This is a genomic window from Flavobacterium sp. 25HG05S-40 (genome assembly GCF_052654735.1).
Genome location: NZ_CP199750.1, coordinates 1,125,617 through 1,148,101 on the forward strand (window position 1 = coordinate 1,125,617; position 22,485 = coordinate 1,148,101).

Here is a 22,485-nt window from a genome sequence, read left to right on the forward strand (position 1 = left end):
AATTTTAACTATGAATCAAAATTACTATTGGTTGAGTTCGGGTAGGGATACCTGGCTCAAAGATGGTTGTGCAAAAGACGTAGGCTCACCGCCAACGCGCACATCTAAGAGTTTGTATTCGCTATCTACGGGATGGCTGTTTGCATTATTGTTATTGGTTGGCTTAACGACCAATGCCCAAGTGAGTTCTTATGGTTGGACTCAAACTACAGGCGCGTATTCCAACTTAACTTTTTCTCCCTCATCGGCAGGTCCGGTAGGTGATGATGCTGGGAACACGCTTACTATTCCGTTTAGCTTTAGCTATAATGGTGCTTCTTTTACAAGCATCCGAGTGTGTACAAATGGTTGGATTTCATTCAATGCAGCTTCTACAAGCAACTCGCTTACAGTAACTGATTTGTTCACCACAGGGGGTCCAAATTACATGGTTGCTGCTTGGCTTGGTGATGGAAACGCTAATGCTGCCAATGGTGGTAGTATAACGGCAGGAGCTCATCCTAGCGTTACAGGTGTTTACGTGGTTCAGTACAGAGATGTTTCTGGAGCGGGGGGTGGTGCTGCTAGTGCCACGGCAAAATTAAACTTTCAAATTTGGCTTCATGGTCCTGCAAGTGCTACACCTGGTGTAGTGGAGTTGCGTTATGGTACTTCTGCAGGAACTATATCTACAGCACGTTCTCTAGGTATTGAGAATGCTGTGGGTGGAACTGGTAACTATTTGAATGCTCTTAACGGGTTATCAAACAGTACTACTACTGCCGCAGCTTTCCCAGCTAGCGGTACGCTTTACAGATTTACACCACCGGTACCATGTACAGGCACGCCAACGGCAGGAACAGTTGCTCCAGCAGTAGCTAATTTATGTCCAGGGTCAACACAAGTATTTAGTGTTACTGGTGATACTACAGGAGTTTCAGGTTTAACTTATTTATGGGAAACTTCACCTGATGGTGTAGGATCATGGGCCCCTGTGTCTCCAGCAGCTACAGGAGCAACCTATACTACTCCGGCTTATGTTTCAGGAACGCAATATTACAGAAGAGTAACGACTTGTTCTACAAGTGGATTGTCTGATCCGTCTGCAGCAGTTTCGGTTTCAGGACCAGTTGCTCCAACGACTCAAATTACCAATTTAGCTTCAACAACTGCTACTACTACAAGCATTACGATGTCTTGGACCGTTGGTAATGGTAATCAACGTTCAGTTTTTGTGAACAGTGTTGACTCGTTCACCAACCCAACAGATTTAACGGCTCCAGGAACTGCTGCTACATTATATGCAGGTTCAGGACAGCAATTAGTTTTTAATGGTACAGGGACAACGGTTACTGTAACAGGATTAACAATAGGTACTACCTATTATTTCAGAGCTTACGAAAGTAGACTTTGTACTTCTCCAAACTATTACTACAACACTACCGGAGCTTCAGTAGCTGCAGGTACTGCTGATAGATTGAAATATACAATTGCGCGTTCAAGTGCTACGTATACTCCGGTATCAGGTTCAGCCATCACGTTATCTGCTGCTACAGGGGTACAAGATGATACGAACTATGGTGCAGTAACATTCTTCCCATTCACGTATGCGGGTGCAACTGTTTCTCAGTTTCGTGCGGTAACGAATGGATTTATGACGTTAAATGCGGGTAACACTGCTACCGCTTTTAACAACGGAATTACTAATTCAGCTACTAACAACTTTGTATTAGCACCGTTTTGGGAGGATTTATATGTTAATAACAATACGCCTAACTCTCAGTTTGTAAAATATGAGATTACAGGTAGTACGCCAAACCGTGTTTTAACAGTACAGTGGGAAAACATTGAATTGTTCAACTACCCTGGTCCAAGTTTGAATTTCCAAGTGAAATTATACGAAGGAACAAACGTTGTTGAATACGTTTATGGTGTGATGCAAGGCTTTGACGGAACAAATCCAAACAATGCTGCTGTAACTAATGGTTTAGCGTTTAGCTACACTATGGGTATGAGTTCTTCTGCTTGGGCTAGTCCTGCTCTTGCTGGTGAGGTTATTGGTTTACAACAAGCCAATTCGTTAAGCTTTACAAGTTTAGGTGGTATTACAACTAACGAGGGATTGAACAAATTATCAGTTCTTCCTGAGTGTAATACAAAATATACGTTTACACCTGCAGGTACTGTTCGTCCTAATGACGCTTACCCTGGAGTTCCAGCGGCGCCAGCTAATGATGAACCAGCGAATGCGGTTGTTTTAACAACATTACCATCTACTCCGGCTAATTTCTGTGGATCGTTCTACAGTTCTGCTTTTGCTACACCATCAGCTACTTTGGATCCTACCATTGCTGCTCCAATAGCATCAACAATAGCTGATGATGACGTTTGGTTTAAATTTACTGCAATTTCTGCAAATACTACTATCACATTGCGTGGTGCAGGAGGTTATGATGCGGCTATGCAATTATTCAATGCAGCTGATTTGACTACTGCGGTAGCTTCTAAAAATGCTAATGCATTAGCTGGTACTTCTTTAACAGAAACTATTACTGGGGTTGATTTTGCTACAGTTGTTAATTCTGAATACTTAGTACGAGTATATCACGCAGGTGGTGGTACTCAAGCTACTGCTACAGCTACTGTTACAGGTGGTGCTATCACAGGATTTACAATAACTACGCCAGGTACAGGTTATATTACGTGTAACGGTGGTGCAGGTCTTACTGCTACTCCGTTTGTTTATATCACTGACGCTACTGGTGCTGGTGCTGTTGCCAAACTTACTATTACTGGTGGTGCGGTTACTGCTATTGCACTTCAAGGTGCTCAAGGTGGTACAGGATATTCTGCTACACCAACAGTTACAGTTGCACCTTCTAGTTTTGGTGTTACTGGAGACTTCTCTATCATCGTAAATGCTACACCAGATGCGCCAGCAAATGACAATATCTGTACTGCTGTTAGCTTACCAGTTAACGCTACATGTGTTACTACTGCAGGATTCACTACAGGAGGAACAGCTTCTCCACAGGCTTCTTGTGCTGGTAATGCAGATGATGATGTTTGGTATAGCTTTGTAGCTACTGTTTCTAATCCAACTGTTACTGTTAACGGTACTTTAGCTGGATTTGACGGACGTGTACAAATTTTATCTTCTTCAGATAATACATGTACAGGTACTTTAACTTCTCTTTTCTGTCAAAGTAACGTAGGTGGTGGTTCTCCTGAAGTAGTAAGTACTACTGGTTTAACTATCGGAAATACGTACTTCGTAAGAGTTTATCATAATGCAATTGGAGCTGGTACAGGTAACTTCACGATTTGTGTTACTGCTGCTACTCCTGCTTGTTTAACAAGCCCAACATCTCCAGCAGATGCTTCTGCTGCATGTGAAGGTATTGCTACTACATTAAGTTGGCCAGCTGCTGAAGGAGCTACAGGATATGACGTTGTTTTAGACGGAACTCCAGTGTCTTCAAATCAAGCAGGGTTAACTTTCAATGCTGGAATCTTAGCTTCAGGTGCTCACACTTGGACTGTTTCTCCTAGAAATTTTGTTGGAGCTGCTACAGGATGTCCTACTTGGTCATTTACAACAGTGGCGCCGCCGACTGCTGGTGCAATTAGTGGACCTCTTGCAGCGATTACGGGTACTAATTATAGTTATGATTCAACAGGTGGTAGTGGTTTTGCATCATTACAGTGGAAATCTTCACTAACTCTTGGTGGACCTTATACAACTATTCCTGGTGCTACAACAACACCAGTAAGTCTTACTCCAAATACAGCGGGTACTATTTATTTAGTAGCGGCTTATATTAACGGAAGCTGTGAAGTGCTTTCAAATGAGTTGGCGATTGTAGTTACAAATCCTCCGGGATCTGTTTGTTCTGATGCTATTGCCCTTACATTTGGTGATTCATATACTACAGGAAATCTTGCTACGGGAGGATCTAATGTTGATGTTACTACTTGTGGATTCAATACACCTGGTAATGAAAGATACTATACTTTCACTTCAACGGTTGCAGGTACTTATACTCTAGATATCACCAATAGTAATGGTGGATTTGGATTTAATGACTATTTCTTTAAAGTTGCAGCCGGTACTGCTGATTGTGATTTAGCAACAGGTTGGTCTTGTATTGATGACAATAGTGGTGTAGGTACTGATACCTTTACTTTGGCAGCAGGGACTACTTACTATTTATTAGTAGATGCTGAGTCTGCAGCTAGTACAGCGAATCATACTTTCAGAATTCTTGCGCCTTCTGCACCAAATTGTGTAGTAGCTCCAACAGCTCCTGTTGATGGTGCTAGTACAGTGGGTAATTGTGCCGTTACGTTATCTTGGCCAACAGTGCCTTTTGCTACAGGATATGATGTATATCTTGATGCAGGTGCTAGTGCTACAACTTTAGTTTCTTCTAATCAAACAGGATTAACATACAACGCAGGTACTTTGCTACCTAATCAAGCGTATGCTTGGAGCATTGTTCCAAGAAATGCTGTGGGACCAGCTACTGGTTGCGCAACATTCACGTTTACAACTATAGGTGGAGCGCCAGCATGTATTGCTTCTCCAACATCACCAGCTAACGGAAGTTCGTCTTGTGGTGTAGGAAACACTACATTTACTTGGCCAGCTTCTCCAAATGCTTCTAGTTATTCACTTGTTATTGATGGAGGAACTCCAATCGTACAAACAGGTTTAACTTTTACAACTGCTGCACCTTTAAGTATTGGTGCTCATACTTGGAGTGTAACTCCATCTAACTGTAACGGTGCTGCTACTGGTTGTGCGACTTGGTCGTTCACAACGGAAGCTGCTCCTGCTGGAGATACGTTTGCCAATCCTGTACTTTTAGGTGCTATTACAGCAACTACTTCAGCAAGCGGTGAAACATCTTCAGCTTGTTGGAATGATGATTATAATGCAGCTTCTACTCCAGGAAGTACTAACGGAATAGCTTCTACAAAAGACGTGTTCTATAAATTTAGTATTACGGAGCCAGGAAGTACTTTATCTATCGGTACTTGTACTACAAGTTTTGATACGTTTATCCATTTATTGAATAGCACAGGAACTGAAATCGGTTTTGATGATGACGCTTGCGTTACGCCAAACTCATTAGGTTCATCGCTTCCTAATTTACAATTAGCTGTTGGGGATTACTACGTTGTTATTCAAGGTGGTGCTACTGGAGCAAGTGGAACATATACACTTACATTTGATTATGTAAGCGGATTGAACTTCCCTCCAAGTTCTGCAACTGCAGCACCAACCACTATTTGTGTGGGTGATGCTACTACGTTGACTAGAATTGGTGGATCACTAGTTTCTGGTGCTACATGGCAGTGGTTCTCTGGTGCTTGTGGTGACGAAAATGGTGGTGTTTCTGTAGGTACAGGAACTTCAATCAATGTTTCACCATCAGTAACTACTACCTATTACGTTCGTGCTCAAGGAGGTATTAATACCACAACTTGTGCTTCTGTAACGGTAACGGTTAACCCATTAACTACATTCTATTTTGACGGTGACGCAGACGGATTTGGTGATGATACAGATACTACTGTATCGTGTACTAACCCTGGTGGTTATTCTCTTGTAGGTGGTGATTGTAATGACGGTGATGATACGTTCTACCCGGGAGCCCCAGAGGTTTGTTGGAATGGAATTTTAGAAAACTGTACAGGTGTGTTATCTCAAGGTTGTGCGGCTGTACCAGTTAACATGACTCCTTCTTATAACAACAGTACTTTAGTATCGTTGGCAACAGCGATTCCAGCTGTACCGTATTCTTTTGGAGGTTTCACGAACATCAAGTATCGTTTCTCTATTACCAATACTACAACAGGTGTAACAGCTCCGGATATTATTCAAACTTCTCGTTTTGTAACGATTCCAGGTGCTATTCATACACATGGTGCTAGTTATACTATTACTGCTTCTGCAGTGATTAACGAAGAGATTGTTCCTTTTGCAGGAAATACAATTACCGTAAACTCTCCATCGGTTCCAGTGATTACGTTAAGCTCTTCAAGCTGTGGTGCTACTTTAGCTACTTTAGCTTCTAGTCTTACGGCTAATCCAGGATTGAACGCTACAGGATACACCTTCCGTATCCGTTTGAACGATTCAAACCCGACACCAACGTATGGTTTCTCACCATCAGCGACTCGTTTTGTGGGAGCAAATACCTTTACAGGTTTCCCATTAAATTATGGAGCAAGCTACAGAGTAGCAGTTCAGTACACGTTTACTGATCCTGTAAGTGGTTTACCAGTTGATTCAGGTTATGGTGCAGAGTGTGTTGTAAATACACCTTCTATTCCGGTAACTAGTATGGCTTCACCAACTTGTGGTGGTACAGTATCCGCTTTGAATGCTAATATGGCAGCCAGAGCAGCTTCTTACGCTACAGGATATAGATTCCGTATCCGTTTGTTCTCAGACAATGGCCCAACGCCAACGTATTATCAGACAGCGGTATTACCAAGTCGTTTCTCATCCTTAACAGCGTTCCAAGGTATCACGATTGCTTACAGTACAGAATATTCTATTTCGGTACAGTACAGTGTCTTGAACGGAGCTACAACAGAATGGTCTGCTTTTGGACCTGATTGTAAAGTGACCACACCATTCTTCCCAACAACAAGTTTGGTTCCATCACAATGTGGATTGTTAACACCAACGTCGTTGACGCAACAATTGAACATTACACCTTACCCAGGTTTCCCTAACTACAAAGTGTTGTTAGAAGAAATTGATGGTGAGACAGTAGTTACTTCAGAAGAAAGAGAGATTGTATATTCTAACTTTAAATTGAGTGATTTTGCTATCGCACAATTGGGTAAAAACTACAACATCTCTGTTGCTATCAAATTAAACGGTGTGTTTGGAGACTATTCAACTGCCTGTGATGTCTTTACCGCTGCGGAAAGCAAAGCGTTAATTCAGACTCCATTTGCAGCTACGGCATATCCAAATCCATTTGCGAACAACTTTATGCTTGATGTGAAAACAAGTAGCCAATCATCAGTAAGCGTAAAAGTTTACGATATGGTAGGTAGACTAATTGAACAAAGAGACGTTAGAGTATCGGATATGGAATCAACAACAATAGGAAATCAATATCCAAGCGGTGTTTACAACGTAGTTGTAGCACAAGAGGATAATGTTCAAACTGTTCGAGTCGTAAAAAGATAAATCTATCTTTAAATACTAATAAGAAAGACCTTCGAGAAATCGAGGGTCTTTTTTTATTAGATACTAGATTCGAATAGAAATTTCTTTGAAGAAGTTTGTGCGAGAAACATGCTGCAAGATTTATAAAGTTGAAAAATTTGTAACACAAATGAAACTGTAAGCTTCTTAAAAAAAGAACTATTTTTTTTTAAATCTCCACAATAGAAAATATTTGTACAGCATAAGTTTTAGTATTTTTACAAACCAATTTTATATCCAAAACAGTGCTATGCCATGGTATGCCCTCTATACAGAATCTAGACAAGAAAAGAAAGTTGCGGCTCGCTTAGCGAAACTTGGAATTGAAGTCTACTGTCCGCTAATCATCCAAGAGCGCCAATGGTCTGATAGGAAAAAGAAAGTGGAAGTACCCTTACTGCCTTCTTATGTATTTGTTCATTTAGAAGCGCACAAAAGAGAACTTGTTTTTCAGGTGTCGGGCGTCGTACGTTATCTTTATTGGCTTGGTCAGCCCGCTGTTATCAAAGATTCTGAAATTGAAATCCTCCAAAAATGGCTTCTAGATAAAGTAGTTGCATTTGAGGTTGTAGGCATTCAACCTGGCTCGCTCTACGAAATTCCATCAGGTCCTTTTATAGGCCAAAAGGGTATTGTAGATAAGGTTGATAAAACGCAGATTACTTTAATTTTAGAACAATTGGGGGTAAAAATAATGCTGCACAAATAGCAACATGAACTTCATCTTAGCGTAGTCTTTATCCTAAATTTAACCCTATGTTAATCATATTTTTAATATAATTTTAACACTTATTGAAATTAATGAGTACATTTGTTACTCGGAAAAATTTCAGTGATGCTTGAGAATTTAATAACTTCAAAAACACGACTGCGGCTTCTTGTTAAGTTTTTTATAAACGTAGCAAACGAAGGATATCTCCGTGGTTTGGCATCCGAAATGCAGGAATCTACCAATGCCATCCGAAAGGAACTGAACAATCTTACCGAAGCGGGGTATTTGACCCGTAATGAAGACCATCAGAAAATCACCTATAAGGCGAATCAGAAAAATCCTTTTTTTATTTTATTACAGCAAATTGTACGCAAGTATGTTGGTCTCGATACCATAATCGAAATGGTATTGGAACGAATGGGGCCTGTGCATCGCGTATTTATTATTGGGGATTATGTGCAAGGAATTGACAGCGGCCGTATTGAAGTGGTTTTGGAAGGCAATGATTTGAACGAAGAATATATAAAACAGTTATCACAAAGGATAGAGCTCGAGATACAAAAGGAAGTCGTTTTTTATCTCACTGAGCAACATGATAATAGCGGTCTATTGGTTTTTGAACAAGAACTGATAAACAACACATTACCTACAGTTTAGCAAAATGCTAACTGTAGTACTACCGTTTTTGTTGGTCTCTATATGGGACTGACCAAGCGAAGCCGTGAAAAAAACTAACGTTGACAAGTACCTACAAAATGGATAAACCACAGCTTATTGAACTCCCTAAAATACAAGACCTTCGTGGGAATCTAACGTTCATACAACATCCGGATCATCTTCCTTTTAAACTCAAACGGGTTTTTTGGATTTATGACGTTCCCGGAGGTGAAACTCGCGGTGGTCATGCCTATAAAGAGCAACAGGAAGTCATTATCTCACTCAGCGGAAGTTTTGATGTTGTGATTACGTATCCAGATGGAACGCTAGAAAAGTTCACTTTAAACAGAAGTTATTTTGGTCTATATATTCCGCCACAGCATTGGAGACATATGGAGAACTTTTCAACGAATTCCGTTTCCATGCACTTGTGCAGCGATGCTTTTAACGAAGAGGATTATATGCGGAATTTAGACACGTACTTAATTCAAAAGTAATATGGGAAAAACGACTAAAATAGCCGACTGTAAGTTAATCGACTTCCCAAAAAACCATCAACTTAATGGTAATTTGACGTCGATCACCAATGGCATCGAAGTTCCTTTTGATATCAATAGAATTTATTATTTATACGACGTGCCTGGTGGTAACAGCCGCGGCGGTCATGCACACAAAGATTTACATCAAATCATGGTCGCCCTAAGCGGAAGCTTTACCGTTACTTTGGACGATGGCCAGGACAAAAAAAGTTTTCATCTGTACCAACCCTATCAAGGGTTATTGTTGCCGCCCGGATTATGGCGCGATTTAGATACGTTCTCCAGCGGTTCCATTTGCATGGTCTTGGCTTCTGAACTGTATGATGAAGAAGATTATTTTAGAAATTATGAAGAATTTATAGCGTGGAAATCCTCGAAGTAACCCCAGAAGTCTTTGATGCGACTTTCCCTAATCCGATTCATATCTTTAATTCTGGAGCGTTTAGTGCTCTTAACGAATCAAGGTTTGAAAAGGTGTATTATTTGATTTTTAAAGATAGTAAAACCCGATTGGGAATCATTTTTGGGGTAAGAGACAACGTGCTATTGAGTCCGTTTTCGGCCACTTTTGGCGGATTCGAATTCGTAAGTGAAGATGTCAAATTGTACCAGATTGATGCAGCGCTACAAGCTCTTTTGGAATGGGCTTCGGCAAAACAATATAGTGGAATAAAGATAATTCCGCCTCCGACGTTCTTCAAAGAAGATTTTTTGAACAAAGTAGCTAATTGTATGTATCGCGCCGGATTTGAAACCAAGAACATGGAGCTCAATTACCATTTTCAAACCGCCAACCTTTCTGATACCTACGAACAGAATATTTGGTACAACGCTCGAAAAAACCTAAAAAAAGCCAATGCTTTCGGATTAACTTTTGAAAGGTTAGAGGCTGATAAAGGAATACTTGCCTACGAGATTATCGCACAAAATAGAAGTGAAAGAGGTTTTCCACTGCGATTAAGCTGGGAGCAATTAGTAACTACCAACACGGTTATTCACATGGATTTCTTTTTGGTAAAAAAAGCTACTGAGCGTATCGGCGCTGCTATTGTGTACCACATGGCACCATCGATTGTGCGGGTAATCTATTGGGGCGATTTACCGCAGTTTTCCGAATGTAAAACGATGAATTTTTTGTCTTATCAGCTCTTTAAACATTACAAAGAACAAGGCATCAAAATGATGGATATCGGTCATTCTACAGTCGATTCGGTGCCGAACCAAGGTTTATGCGAATTCAAAGAAAGCATCGGGTGTTCTATAAGTTTATTAAACGAATTATATAAAAAATTAGATTAGTGTTTTTTATCAATCCGGATCCTTTTTTATTGCCATCGTATCGAATCAGCCCTTTCAGAACCGACTATATCGCTTTGAATAGTAATTTACCTGAGGATGATTTTGCAGTGGGTTATTTTGATAAAAAGTTTGGCATGGGAAAATGGCAGTATACCTATAACGGTAGAGAAGCCATCGAACTAGCTCTTGAAAAATATCAATTAAATAAAGAGGATTTGGTAACGATTCTAACCACCTCCGAAAACTTCTATATCAGTTCCTGCGTTACTAAATCAATAGAACGGTTTTGCCGTTGGAACCGCGAAATAACCTCGGAAACCAAAGTGATTTTAGTCAATCATGAATTTGGCTATCCTTATCCTAACATGGAAAAGTTGGTCGCAACCGGATTGCCCATTATAGAAGATTGCTGTACTACATTCTTTAGTCAGGATGACGCTCAAAGCGTAGGACGGTATGGTGATTTTTCGGTGTACAGTTTCCCGAAATTTTTTCCAATTCAAATAGGAGGAGTACTTGTACAAGTGAACTCTGAAGTAACTCCTTCCAAAAGTATAGTAGACAAAAAACAAGTACAATACATTCAGAAAGTTGTATCGCATCATTTGAAAAATGAAAACGCTTTACTTCAACAACGAACAGAAAACCATCTTTACGCCACAAGCCTATTTTCTGAGCTTGGATTTACCTTGCGATTTCAGCAACATCCTAGCGTTTATCCATCGGCTTTGCTATTGAATTCTAATGAAATTGTTTCTAATCTCAACGAATTGAAAGTTTTTTTAGCTGAAAATGGTATTCAAAGCAGTGTTTTTTATGGCGAAGAGGCATTTTTTATTCCCTGTCATCAAAACATGACGACCGTTGATATCGAATTTATACATGCCTGTATCGCACAGTTCCTTAAAACGAATTCCAAAACATCATGATTACAGCAAACATTACTTTAGGAAAGGAAGTCAGCATCGAAAAAGATGCCTCTATCAATAACGTTACCATCGGCGACGGAACCAAAATAGCCAGTTGCGTGCGCGTTTTTGGTTCGCCGGAACATATTTTAGAAGTCGGCGAAGGCTGTTATTTTGGCCTAAACACCATAGTGGAAGGCTATAATGCCAGAGTAACTATCGGTAACCAGGTGAGTTTTGCTCAAAATGTCAATTTGATGTCGGGCTCTGGACCTAATGCCTCCAAAGTTATGCAACAACTTTTCCCAATAGAGAAAGGTCCAGTTAGTATTGACGACCATTCGTGGATTGGCGCCAGCGCTATTATTATGCCCAATGTTAGTATCGGAAAGTATTGCATTGTGGCCGCGAACAGCTTTGTAAACCAATCTTTTCCGGATTACTCCATTATAGGAGGAACGCCTGCAAAACTGCTACGAACTTTAACACAAACCGAAATAGATAACTTACACAGTAATGATTAAATTTTTAGATCTCCAAAACATCAATGCCAAATATGCAGCCGAATTAAAGCAGGTTGCAGCTGAAGTAATCGACTCAGGTTGGTTTTTAATGGGAGAACGCTTAAGTAGTTTCGAAAATAAATTAGCGCAATACACCGGAGCCAAACATGCTATTGGAGTGGCCAACGGATTGGATGCGTTGCGTTTAATCTTAAAAGCCTACATCGATTTGGGCATCATGAAAGAAGGCGATGAAGTCATTGTTCCTGCCAATACCTACATTGCTTCCGTTTTAGCCATCACAGATAACCGATTAGTTCCTGTTTTGGTAGAACCGAAAAACGCCAGCTTCAACTTGGATATCGATTTGATTGAAAGTCACATCACCCCAAAAACCAAAGCTATTATGGTGGTGCATTTGTACGGTCAGGTAATTTGGAGTGAACAATTAACGGCCTTAGCCCAAAAACACAATCTCAAAATTATTGAAGATAACGCTCAGGCGATTGGCGCTGAATGGAATGGAATAAAAACCGGAAACTTAGGTGATGCCGCTGGATTTAGCTTTTATCCTGGAAAAAATTTGGGCGCTTTAGGCGATGCCGGAGCTGTTACGACTAATGACGACGTCTTAGCAAAACACATTCGAGCCCTAGGAAATTACGGAAGCAACAAAAAGTATGTCAACGAATTCCAAGGTTTGAACAGCCGATTAGATGAACTTCAGGCCGGATTTCTCGAAGTAAAATTAAAGTATATCGATGCTGAAAACCAGTACCGAAGACACCTTGCTGCAAAATATTTAAACGGAATCCAAAATCCCAAAATCGCACTTCCGGTTCCGGAAAACACTGGTTTAGCAACCGAAAATAATAAAGAACATGTCTGGCATTTGTTCGTAATCCGTTGTTCGGAGCGCGATCAGCTTCAGGAATATTTGACCGCTAATGGTGTACAAACTTTGATTCATTACCCGATTCCGCCCAACAAGCAATTGGCCTACAAAGAAATGAATGGTTTGGATTATGCCATTACCAATGCAATTCACAACGAAGTGTTGAGTTTGCCCATTAGTCCCGTTACTACTGAAGAAGAAGTGGAGCGCATTATCTCCATTCTAAACGCGTATTCTAACTAGTGGCTGAAACCAAATCGTCTTATGGTTCGATAATGAAAGCCACTTCCATTTTTGGAGGCGTTCAGGTTTTCAATATTCTCATTACGCTCATTCGCGGAAAAGCCGTTGCAATTCTCATTGGAACGGCCGGAATGGGTTTGAATGGCTTATTGTTATCGGGACTTAATTTGATAAAAACCATCACTTCGTTAGGTATCAGTGAAAGTGCCGTCAAAGACATTTCGAAAGCCTACAATTCAAATGACGAAAAGCATATCCGAACTACGTTTCAGGTGTTCCGACGCCTCATTTGGTTTACAGCCATTTTAGGCATTATCATGACGATTGTTTTTTCGCCGTTATTGAGCCAATTTGCTTTTAAGTCTACGGATAAAACGGCTGCCTTTATCTGGCTCTCGATAACGTTTGTTTTCGGAGCGTTGTCGGGTGGTATTTACACGCTTTTACGAGGGACACGACAGATAAAGTATCTCGCTCAAGCCAATATCATCGGGGCAACTGTAGGTTTAGTAGTAGCTTTGCCCATTTTTTATTTTTACGGCATTGACGGCGTTGTTCCGGCTATTATTGGTACGGCTTTAGCCAATTACTTGGTTTCGCTCTATTTTAAAACCAAAATCAAGTTTGAACCGATTGCCATCTCTTGGAAAGAAACATTCCAACTCGGAAAACCGATAGTACAATTGGGCGTCAGCCTAACATTCATCAATATTCTGGCAGCTGCGGTAGCTTTTACGCTAAATGCCTTTATCTCTAAAACGGGAACCTTAAGCGATTTGGGATTGTATAATGCCGGAAACGCTATAGTAGAAGGCTATGTAGGCATGGTATTTACCGCCATGGCAACTGATTATTTCCCGCGTTTGGCGGGTGTCATCAATGACGAACTGCAATGGAAAAAATTGGTCAACGAACAAGCCGAATTGGTACTCATCATCTTAGGAATCGTGCTGGTTTTATTACTGATTACGACCCCGATATTAATCAGAGTGCTCTTGAGCAAAGAATTTTTGGGTTCTCAAAAGTTTATCATGTGGGCTGTTTTGGCGATACCGTTAAAAGGCTTGGTTTGGGTAGTAGGCTTTATCATCTTGGCGAAAGGCAAAAACAAGCTTTTCTTAACCGTTGAAATCATCGCCAACCTTATTGTGCTTTGTTTCAATCTACTGTTTTATCATCTTTATGGGTTAACCGGATTGGGAATTTCGTTGAGTATTAGTTACAGTATTTCTTCTGTTTTTATGCTCATCATATTAAAACGAAAATTTGATTTTCAGTTTACAAGCTCAGTCTATAAACTATTATTTATTTCGCTTTTATCCTTATCGCTTTGCCTTGCTGCGATGATGACTATTGTTGCGCCCTATTTATATTTTTTACAATTCTTAATAGCATTGACAACAATATCCTATTATGTTTTTGAATTGAATAAGCGCATCAATTTTAAAGAAGCTATTGCTAAAGTAAAAGGGAAACTGAAAAAATAAGCAAGAAATTTAGCATTGACAACATCTGAATAACTAAAAACTACAATGAAAATATACGCTATAATTCCGGCGCGTTCCGGTTCTGTCGGAGTAAAAAATAAGAATATCAGGCCTATTGATGGCAAACCGTTGATGTCGTATTCCATTGCCTTTGCGAAAGCGTTGGGCGTGGATCGTGTTTTCTGTTCCACAGATTCAGAGGAGTATGCCGAAATTGCCAAACAATATGGTGCCGAAGTACCGTTTTTACGTTCGGATTTCGCCGCTTCTTCTACAGCCATGGAACAGGATATTTTAGTCGATTTGTACCAAAAATTTGAAGAACACCATATTCCACAACCCGATATTTTGGTGTGGTTACGACCCACCTTTGTCTTCAGAAGTATTGCCGATGTGCAAAAGTGTATTGACCAATTGAAAAACGATGCGTCATTAACAGCTTCCAGAACCGTTTGCGAAAGCGAAGGCAGATTGTATAAAGTGGAAAGCGACATTTTAGTGCCTTCCTTTGACGACCATGGAAAATCGATGATGCGCCGTCAGGATTTTGGCGATCGCTATAAAGTATTCAGCACCGATGTGTTCCGAGCCAACCAAAAAAACACCAGCGATGATTTCCTTGGAAGAAAAGTTGGAGCTGTTGTAACCAACAAACTATGCGGTTTGGATATTGATGACGAATTTGATTTTCAGATTGTAGAAAATGTATTAAAACATAACAAAAACCTTATCGATGAGTACATTGACGCCGCTTATTTTAGAGATTAAATCGAATTTAGAAGCCGTACTTAAGCTTCGGAATACCAAACAAAAGAAAGACGACGACAGCTATGTCTCCGAAGGTGATTTGTTGCTGGATAAAGTTTGTATGGACTATATCCTAAAAACCTATGCTTCTGTTCAAATTATTACTGAAGAAACGTATGCCACAGGCGAAGTCGACTTAAATGCTTTTGAATACACCGCTGTTGTAGATCCTATTGACGGAACAGAAAATTTTGTTTCCGGATTGATGGAATGGGGCGTAGGCGTTTGCATTTACAAAGGTTCCCAGTTTGAAGAGGCGCTGATAGCGTTACCCGAATTGAATCACTATATGCTAAGCAATACACCAGTTACGGAAAAATTTGATTCCCGAATCTACGGTATTTCCTCTTCGCTTACCAAAGAAGATTTGCTGAACTTGGAACCCGGATTTGAATACCGAATCATTGGTTGCTGCATGTACAATATGTTCAACGTAATTACCGGAAGGTATAAAATGTTCCAAAACCCAAAAGGTGCGCGTTGTTGGGATATCTTACCGGGATTAAATATGGCGCACCAGCTAGGACTAGACGTTACCGTAAATAATAAAAAATACAATGGAGAATTTTTACAACCCGCTGAAAAGTATCGTTTCAAAATTTCCAACTGATTTCAATAGGATTGTTATTGTTGGTAAGGGGGAAAGCATAAAGCAAATCGATAAAGAGGCGCTTTCGGGAGCGCTTATTATCAATGTCAACGATTCGGAATTGCTGATTAATGGGCATTTTACCATTTTTTATGCTGAGCGTGTTTTGGAATCACTAAAGAAAAATGGCTTTAAGAATGAGGTTTATATATCGAGTCAAAAATTGGAAGCCGTATTACCAAGCAGCGCCCAATTTATTAGTGCCGATTACAATCCGCTAAACAATGAAGGTGTAGAACATATTGCCGCACTTTTTGAAAAAAACAGCTTTGAGCTAACGGATTTCTTATTGCTTTCGGCCATAAAATTAGCATGGCTCATCAATCAGGCTTGGGCTAAAGAAATGCCAATATATCTGATTGGTTTCGATTTCGATTTGGAAAAAGGAACACAACCAACAGATGCTTCGCAACACGATGCCTTATACCGTGAAATTTTATTCAAAACGCAGAAATCACAATATGTTTTCATCCAGCACTACTTACAAGATAAGTTAGCCATTCAGTTACGACATGTGGGTAATGCTAGTTTCAGCAGTCTGTCGGTATCTGAATTCAATCAGGTTTCCACTCAGGAAACGGTTGCAGCAACACATGCCAAATTTGACAATATTGCCGAATATCAAAAGCTATTGGACAAAGTGGCTTCTGATAATTATACCCTTGTGGTGGCCGAATTGACCAACAACCATATTGGCGATGCTGATCGTTTGCGCAAAATGATCAAACTAGCTAAAAATGCCGGAGCTGATATGGTAAAAATTCAAAAGCGCGATGTGGATACGTTTTACACGCAAGATGAATTGAATACCGAATATGCTTCGCCTTTTGGAACCAAATTAAAGGATTACCGAGACGGCGTAGAACTTGATGACGAACTGATGCAAGTTCTGATTTCGGAATGTGAGCAAAACGAAATTGTTTGGTTTTCTTCGGTTTTGGATTATCCGTCCTTGCTATTTTTAGAAAAATACAATCCGCCGTTAATCAAATTGCCATCGACTATTTCCAACCATAGAAACTTCCTGAAAAAAGCAGGTGATGAGTTTAAAGGCGATTTAGTAATATCAACAGGTTTCACCGATAAAGAATATGAAAATTTTGTGCTGGAAAATTTCTGTACCAATAGAAATTTATTCTTATTACAATGCACCTCAAGTTATCCTGCACCGCCCGAAGCTTGTCAAATAGCCGTAGTCAGACACTATGAACATTTAGGATTACCTAATTTATTTCCGGGTTACAGCAGTCACGATATCGGAAGCTTAGGCTGTATGATGGCTGTTGCTGCCGGAGCCAAAATGGTCGAAAAGCACGTAAAACTGGGCGATTTAGATTGGATTCATTTTGATGGTGTTGCTTTAGACTTAGCGACCAATCAATTCGAAACGTTTGTAAAAGACATTCGGAAAGCGAGTATCATGTGTGGTACCAGAGATAAGAAAATCCACAAACAGGAACATCATAAATACACACCAAACGAAAACCATTTTTAGTAGATGCTAGTATCGGTTCCGGTTACTTCTTATAATGCAGCAGACTATATTATAGAGACTTTAGAAAGTGTCTACAATCAGACGTACAGCGACATTGAGTTGCTTATTTCTGATGATTTTTCTACCGATGGTACTATCGAAAAAGTAGAAGCTTGGATACAATTGGAGCGTGTAAAAACAAGGTTCACAAGAGTGGAATTGATTAAAGTCCCACACAATACCGGCGTTTCTGCCAACTGTAATCGTTGTATTGCCAACAGTAAATCCGATTGGATAAAGCTTATTGCCGGAGATGATATTTTGTTGCCGAATTGTATCGCAGACAATATGCAGTTTGTAAAAGAGCATCCCAACGCACATATCGTCTTCAGTCAGGTAAAATTATACGAAGGTACTTTTGAGGAAAAAAATTACATCAAATCGATTCCGACAAACTATCCCGAAAACTTGATGAAAGCTACTTTTTCGGCACAAGATCAATACAAAATTTTGTTGGTAGCCGATAGGATTCAGTATACGCCATCCTATTTTTTTAATAAAAAAGCCATTGCTAAAGTGGGAGGTTACGACGAAACCAACCGTATGGTTGAAGATTATCCGATGTGGCTAAAACTCACAGGTTCGGGCGAAAAGTTGTATTACTTTCACCAAGAAACAGTAGGCTATCGCATGCATTCTAAAGCCAATAACAATACTGGTCAAGATGTTTTGATCAAGCCATCGGTCATTCATGGTTTTCCAGTCCGAAAAAAATATGCGCATCCGCATTTGCCGAAACTTATGGTTTGGGACGAAAACTGGATTTACAGAACGGCACTGCTATTTAAAAAAATGGGAATCACTAAAAAGACAACATTCAATGTGAAACTCTACGCTTTACTGAGTGTCTATCTCAATCCGTTTCACTATCTCAATGCGATTTCCAACAAAATAAAATAAACTATTCCACACTGTTATACATTCAAAAATGATAAACGTTACCAAAACCTTTTTTCCACCTATCGAAGAATACCAGCAGCAGTTAGCGCGCATCTGGAAAAATCAATGGCTTACCAATAGAGGCGAATTGCTTATAGAATTAGAGGAACAGGTTAAAAAATATTTGTCCGTATCCAATGTCATCATTATGACTAACGGTACCATTCCGATTCAGATTGCGCTCAAAATTTTAGGAAAGGAAGGCGAAATCATCACGACACCTTTTAGTTATGTGGCAACCACATCCTCCATTATCTGGGAAAATTGCCAACCGGTTTTTGTTGACATTCATCCCGAATATTTAACGATTGATGAAACCAAAATTGAAGCGGCGATTACTTCAAAAACTACGGCTATTCTAGCCACGCACGTTTTTGGAAATCCATGTCATGTCGAAGCTATTGAAGCCATTGCCCAAAAGCACCATTTAAAAGTAATTTACGATGCCGCACATTGTTTTGGAGTAACCTATAAAGGCCAATCGATTTTCGATTTTGGCGATGTGAGTACCTGTAGTTTTCATGCAACCAAACTGTTTCATACTGGCGAGGGCGGTGCACTGTTTTGCAAGGACGCCGATTTGTTTCACCAAATGTATTACAGCCATAACTTCGGACACAATGGTCCATTAGATTTTCATGGTATGGGAATTAACGGGAAGATTTCTGAATTGCAAGCCGCTATGGGACTTGCAGTTTTACCTTATATGGGTGATATTTTAAAAAGCAGAAAATCGGTAGTTGATTTTTATTCGGAGAATTTAGAGTTTGAAACACTCACCACTATAAAAATACGAGAGAATACGGTATGGAATTATAGCTATTATCCAATAGTATTTGCATCAGAAACAGCGTTACTGAAAGTACAGAACGCCTTAAACCAAGCTAAAATTTTTCCTAGAAGATATTTTTATCCATCTTTGAATACTATAGATTTTGTCAAAGGTGCTTCTATGCCTGTTTCTGAAAGTATTGCCTCTAGAGTATTGTGCCTGCCTTTATATGCTGGGCTCACTGAAGAAGAGTTACTACAAATTACAACTATAATCAATCAAAGCCTATGCTAATTATTGGAGCAAAAGGATTTGCCAAAGAAGTTTTAGAGATTTTGCATCAACAAAATCAAATAGAAAATCTGGTGTTTTATGATGATGTAAATACAGATGCTCCAGAGAAATTGTTTGGTAAGTTTCCTATTTTAAAATCTATAGAAGAAGCAGCCCATTATTTTGCCACTATCGATAAGCGTTTTACCATTGGTATTGGAAATCCGGTTTTAAGAAAACAACTGAAAGAAAAATTTTGTTCGCTTGGCGGAGTTTATACTTCTACTGTCAGTACTGATGCCAGTGTAGGTTCTTACGAGGTTACAATTGGCGATGGAACTAACATATTACCCGGAGCCATCTTATCTAACGATACCCAAATTGGGGAAGGTTGTATTTTATATTATAATGTCATTATTACGCACGATTGTCGTGTTGATGATTTTGTAGAAATTTCTCCTTCTGCCATTGTGTTGGGTAGATGTGTCATCGGCTCTTATACACAAATAGGCGCTAATGCTACCATTTTACCAGACGTGATTATAGGTAAAAATGTTATTATTGGAGCAGGTTCTGTAGTGACCAAAAATGTTCCTGACAACAGTTTAGTAGTAGGCGTTCCCGCAATACTAAAAAAGCAGTTGCCACCACTTAAACTTTAAATCTTCTATTTTCCTTTGAAGTATACCAAAAAAATAAGCATCATTATTCCGGCCTACAAAGTAGACGATTATATTGAAAAATGTATCCGAAGCTTGCAACATCAGGACATGCCCAAAGAGGACTATGAAATCATCGTGACCAATGATGGTTCTCCTGATCGCTGTCGAGAAATTGTAGAAGCATTACAATCAGAATTTTCAAATTTGATATTGATTAATCAGGAAAATCAAGGGGTTTCTATGGCTCGAAATAATGCTATTGCGCGAGCGCAAGGCGAGTATGTTTTACCCATCGATCCCGATGATTATGTAGTTCCCAATGTTTTACAGTCGGTGTATCAGAATGCGGCCACACGAAATTTGGACGTCCTTTATTTGGCTTATGAAATCTTTGACCGACAAGGAAATTCAGTTTGGGAAACCGATTATGCTTCTAAGGATAACATCGTTTTTGATGGTGTTGAAGGTTATTTTGCACCGCGAAGTGTTGAGATGAAAGATCCTGATAGAAGTTGGGCTGTATTGTATAGATTAGAGATGTTACAGCAGCATGGCATCGATTATCCTAAAAATGTTCCGTTTCTGGAAGATGGTTTGTTTCTAGGAAAAGTATTTACCGTTGCCAAACGTGTGGGATTTTCATCAACCAAATTTTATCAGAGAACCATCAGAATGGGATCGGCGACCAATTCGAAATTACTGTTTTCCAAAAAAGCTATTGACGGATTTTTATTGGCAGTAACTAATTTGATGCAATTCGCAAAAGCCATTCCGAAAGAAAGCAAAGAAAGAGGTTTGATCAATCATGTCATGGCCAAGTTTGTGTTTTTGCCGTTGAGTTCGTGTTTGAAAACCAACAATTTTAAAGACTTTTTCGAAATAGTAAAGGCACTGAAAAACTTAGGACTTAAAAAACTGGATTTGCATGGTTGTAGCGGTGTTTATTTACGATATGGTAAGGCCTATAATACCTCGGTTGCTCATTTTATGGTCGTGTATTACAGCCGTCTTTTCAAAATGAAATACCGCAAATAGATGACCGAAAGAATCGAACACTTTTACCATTCATTGTCTCACGAATTGCAGTCGAAACTGGGCGTTTGCTTCTATAAAGAGGTTGATGTTGTTGCATTACAAGTAAAGTTTTATCTGAATACCATAATCAACAGTAAAACGTTTTTAAAACGCATCGCAAAAGTAACTACCGAAAAAGAACAGGAACTTTTGACAGAGCGCTATTTTGAAGGCTTTTTTAAACCCAAAGGAAACAAAGGCATCACCATTGTAAAAGATGTTATCCGGTATGTATATCATGCTATATCGCATCAATCGCAAAAATCCAATGCCGATTTTTTGATATTTATTACTAATAAAAAATTCTTTTCTTATAGCAAACCCATACAAGAAGCATTGGAGCAACAAGGAAAGAAAGTGGAATTTATCGTTTGGGATAAAAACGACTCTCATTTTAATAACCAACAAAAAGTACATCTACCTAAGACCGATTTTCCGGCTTTTTGGAAAAAAGGGTATTTTGAGTATCACGACTTCACGACTTTGATTGACAGAGCAAACGGATTTTTACCATTGCTGCAACATAAAAAACTACTGCTTATCGAAGGCGATTTAGAAGCACAGCATGTTTTGGGTTTCCTGGGAAAAACTAATGGTTTTAAAACCTATTGTCTGCAATGGGGATTTTTCGGAAAAACGGCGACAAAACCCGGTTGGAGAGGAATGCCTTATGATAAGTTCATGGTTTGGGGCGATTTTTTTGCGGATAATTTCAAGAGATACAACCCTAAACTTTCAATTGTAGCTTGTGGTCATCCTACTTTACAAGAAAACAGCATTCTCGAAAAAGGAAACGTTATTCTGTTTGCCGTGCAAAAAGAGTTTGGCGAACATATCACTACGCAAGATGTACTCGATTTTATTCATTTTGCAGCTCAAACTGCGACACAAATGTCCGATTTTAAAATCATTGTGAGAAGTCATCCCGATTTTGAAATTCCAGAAACCATCAAGCAAGACTATCAGTCGGTTCCGAATATTATTTGGCACGATTATAAAAATTTCAGTCTGAACCAAAGTTTTGAAGAAGCTAAATATTGTGTTAGCATTTCATCCACAGTAAGTTTAGAATCGGTCGCTTTTGGTTGTTATCCGATGTATTTAAAAATTAACGAATTACCACTACAGATTCATCAGCTTTGGGCTGCCAATGCTGAGCATAAACATGTTTTTGAAGAGACTGAGTTTGTATCGGGAATACTTCATTTGGAAACACTAAATTTGAAAAATTATTTAAACGAGTTCAAACATATCCTTTATAAAAATCTGGGAACGACTGCTGTCAAAGCGATTGTTCAAGAGTTATCTACTTAATTATA

The 22,485-nt window shown here is 39.4% G+C and carries 18 protein-coding genes; all 18 read left to right on the forward strand.

Annotated elements, in window-relative coordinates; all coding sequences use genetic code 11:
- The first annotated feature begins 10 nt into the window (after positions 1-10).
- The 18 genes from ACULEU_RS04785 to ACULEU_RS04870 all read left to right on the forward strand — a co-directional run bounded on the left by ACULEU_RS04785 (position 11) and on the right by ACULEU_RS04870 (position 22,480).
- Positions 11-7,195 carry a T9SS type A sorting domain-containing protein gene (locus ACULEU_RS04785; RefSeq protein WP_445454308.1) on the forward strand — a complete coding sequence of 2,395 codons (7,185 nt, stop codon included), beginning with the start codon at positions 11-13 and terminating at the stop codon, positions 7,193-7,195.
- Positions 7,196-7,463: 268 nt separating this feature from the next.
- Positions 7,464-7,922 carry a UpxY family transcription antiterminator gene (locus ACULEU_RS04790; protein ID WP_445454309.1) on the forward strand — a complete coding sequence of 153 codons (459 nt, stop codon included), beginning with the start codon at positions 7,464-7,466 and terminating at the stop codon, positions 7,920-7,922.
- Positions 7,923-8,048: 126 nt separating this feature from the next.
- The gene (locus ACULEU_RS04795; RefSeq protein ID WP_445454310.1) at positions 8,049-8,582 is read left to right on the forward strand and encodes an ArsR family transcriptional regulator; all 534 of its coding nucleotides are present in this window, start codon (positions 8,049-8,051) and stop codon (positions 8,580-8,582) included.
- A gap of 80 nt (positions 8,583-8,662) precedes the next feature.
- Positions 8,663-9,079 (forward strand): sugar 3,4-ketoisomerase, encoded by a 417-nt coding sequence (locus tag ACULEU_RS04800; protein WP_445454311.1) that lies wholly within the window; start codon positions 8,663-8,665, stop codon positions 9,077-9,079.
- A gap of 1 nt (position 9,080) precedes the next feature.
- Positions 9,081-9,503, forward strand: coding sequence for a sugar 3,4-ketoisomerase (locus ACULEU_RS04805; protein WP_445454312.1), 423 nt, complete (start codon positions 9,081-9,083; stop codon positions 9,501-9,503).
- Entirely contained in the window at positions 9,485-10,420 is a 936-nt protein-coding gene (locus tag ACULEU_RS04810) for a hypothetical protein (RefSeq protein WP_445454313.1), read from the forward strand. Before ACULEU_RS04805 ends, ACULEU_RS04810 begins: the two co-directional genes overlap by 19 nt.
- Positions 10,420-11,349, forward strand: a complete 930-nt coding sequence (locus tag ACULEU_RS04815) for a DegT/DnrJ/EryC1/StrS family aminotransferase (protein ID WP_445454314.1) — start codon at positions 10,420-10,422, stop codon at positions 11,347-11,349. Before ACULEU_RS04810 ends, ACULEU_RS04815 begins: the two co-directional genes overlap by 1 nt.
- Positions 11,346-11,852: an acyltransferase gene (locus tag ACULEU_RS04820; RefSeq protein ID WP_445454315.1), complete on the forward strand. Its 507-nt coding sequence runs from the start codon at positions 11,346-11,348 to the stop codon at positions 11,850-11,852. Before ACULEU_RS04815 ends, ACULEU_RS04820 begins: the two co-directional genes overlap by 4 nt.
- A complete protein-coding gene (locus ACULEU_RS04825) occupies positions 11,845-12,969 on the forward strand; it encodes a DegT/DnrJ/EryC1/StrS family aminotransferase (RefSeq protein ID WP_445454316.1) in 1,125 nt (374 codons plus the stop codon). The genes ACULEU_RS04820 and ACULEU_RS04825 overlap by 8 nt, the downstream gene beginning before the upstream one ends.
- On the forward strand, positions 12,969-14,456 hold the full coding sequence (locus ACULEU_RS04830; RefSeq protein ID WP_445454317.1) for an oligosaccharide flippase family protein: 1,488 nt from the start codon (positions 12,969-12,971) through the stop codon (positions 14,454-14,456). Before ACULEU_RS04825 ends, ACULEU_RS04830 begins: the two co-directional genes overlap by 1 nt.
- A 45-nt stretch (positions 14,457-14,501) precedes the next feature.
- The gene (locus ACULEU_RS04835) at positions 14,502-15,224 is read left to right on the forward strand and encodes an acylneuraminate cytidylyltransferase family protein (RefSeq protein ID WP_445454318.1); all 723 of its coding nucleotides are present in this window, start codon (positions 14,502-14,504) and stop codon (positions 15,222-15,224) included.
- Positions 15,190-15,873, forward strand: a complete 684-nt coding sequence (locus ACULEU_RS04840) for an inositol monophosphatase family protein (protein ID WP_445454319.1) — start codon at positions 15,190-15,192, stop codon at positions 15,871-15,873. The genes ACULEU_RS04835 and ACULEU_RS04840 overlap by 35 nt, the downstream gene beginning before the upstream one ends.
- A complete protein-coding gene (locus ACULEU_RS04845; protein WP_445454320.1) occupies positions 15,821-17,407 on the forward strand; it encodes an N-acetylneuraminate synthase family protein in 1,587 nt (528 codons plus the stop codon). The genes ACULEU_RS04840 and ACULEU_RS04845 overlap by 53 nt, the downstream gene beginning before the upstream one ends.
- A gap of 3 nt (positions 17,408-17,410) precedes the next feature.
- Positions 17,411-18,346 carry a glycosyltransferase family 2 protein gene (locus ACULEU_RS04850; RefSeq protein ID WP_445454321.1) on the forward strand — a complete coding sequence of 312 codons (936 nt, stop codon included), beginning with the start codon at positions 17,411-17,413 and terminating at the stop codon, positions 18,344-18,346.
- Between the two features lie 28 nt (positions 18,347-18,374).
- A complete protein-coding gene (locus ACULEU_RS04855; RefSeq protein WP_445454322.1) occupies positions 18,375-19,451 on the forward strand; it encodes a DegT/DnrJ/EryC1/StrS family aminotransferase in 1,077 nt (358 codons plus the stop codon).
- Entirely contained in the window at positions 19,445-20,092 is a 648-nt protein-coding gene (locus ACULEU_RS04860) for an acetyltransferase (protein WP_445454323.1), read from the forward strand. Before ACULEU_RS04855 ends, ACULEU_RS04860 begins: the two co-directional genes overlap by 7 nt.
- 15 nt (positions 20,093-20,107) lie before the next feature.
- Positions 20,108-21,127 carry a glycosyltransferase family 2 protein gene (locus ACULEU_RS04865; protein ID WP_445454324.1) on the forward strand — a complete coding sequence of 340 codons (1,020 nt, stop codon included), beginning with the start codon at positions 20,108-20,110 and terminating at the stop codon, positions 21,125-21,127.
- On the forward strand, positions 21,128-22,480 hold the full coding sequence (locus ACULEU_RS04870; protein ID WP_445454325.1) for a hypothetical protein: 1,353 nt from the start codon (positions 21,128-21,130) through the stop codon (positions 22,478-22,480).
- The last annotated feature ends 5 nt before the right edge of the window (positions 22,481-22,485 follow it).

Excerpts from the sequence above, each read along its gene's own strand:
- ACULEU_RS04785 (WP_445454308.1), top strand. The coding sequence starts at position 11 with ATGAATCAAAATTACTATTGGTTGAGTTCGGGTAGGGATACCTGGCTC.
- ACULEU_RS04790 (WP_445454309.1), top strand. The coding sequence starts at position 7,464 with ATGCCATGGTATGCCCTCTATACAGAATCTAGACAAGAAAAGAAAGTT.
- ACULEU_RS04795 (WP_445454310.1), top strand. The coding sequence starts at position 8,049 with ATGCTTGAGAATTTAATAACTTCAAAAACACGACTGCGGCTTCTTGTT.
- ACULEU_RS04805 (WP_445454312.1), top strand. The coding sequence starts at position 9,081 with ATGGGAAAAACGACTAAAATAGCCGACTGTAAGTTAATCGACTTCCCA.
- ACULEU_RS04820 (WP_445454315.1), top strand. The coding sequence starts at position 11,346 with ATGATTACAGCAAACATTACTTTAGGAAAGGAAGTCAGCATCGAAAAA.
- ACULEU_RS04825 (WP_445454316.1), top strand. The coding sequence starts at position 11,845 with ATGATTAAATTTTTAGATCTCCAAAACATCAATGCCAAATATGCAGCC.
- ACULEU_RS04835 (WP_445454318.1), top strand. The coding sequence starts at position 14,502 with ATGAAAATATACGCTATAATTCCGGCGCGTTCCGGTTCTGTCGGAGTA.
- ACULEU_RS04840 (WP_445454319.1), top strand. The coding sequence starts at position 15,190 with ATGAGTACATTGACGCCGCTTATTTTAGAGATTAAATCGAATTTAGAA.
- ACULEU_RS04845 (WP_445454320.1), top strand. The coding sequence starts at position 15,821 with ATGGAGAATTTTTACAACCCGCTGAAAAGTATCGTTTCAAAATTTCCA.
- ACULEU_RS04850 (WP_445454321.1), top strand. The coding sequence starts at position 17,411 with ATGCTAGTATCGGTTCCGGTTACTTCTTATAATGCAGCAGACTATATT.
- ACULEU_RS04855 (WP_445454322.1), top strand. The coding sequence starts at position 18,375 with ATGATAAACGTTACCAAAACCTTTTTTCCACCTATCGAAGAATACCAG.
- ACULEU_RS04860 (WP_445454323.1), top strand. The coding sequence starts at position 19,445 with ATGCTAATTATTGGAGCAAAAGGATTTGCCAAAGAAGTTTTAGAGATT.
- ACULEU_RS04870 (WP_445454325.1), top strand. The coding sequence starts at position 21,128 with ATGACCGAAAGAATCGAACACTTTTACCATTCATTGTCTCACGAATTG.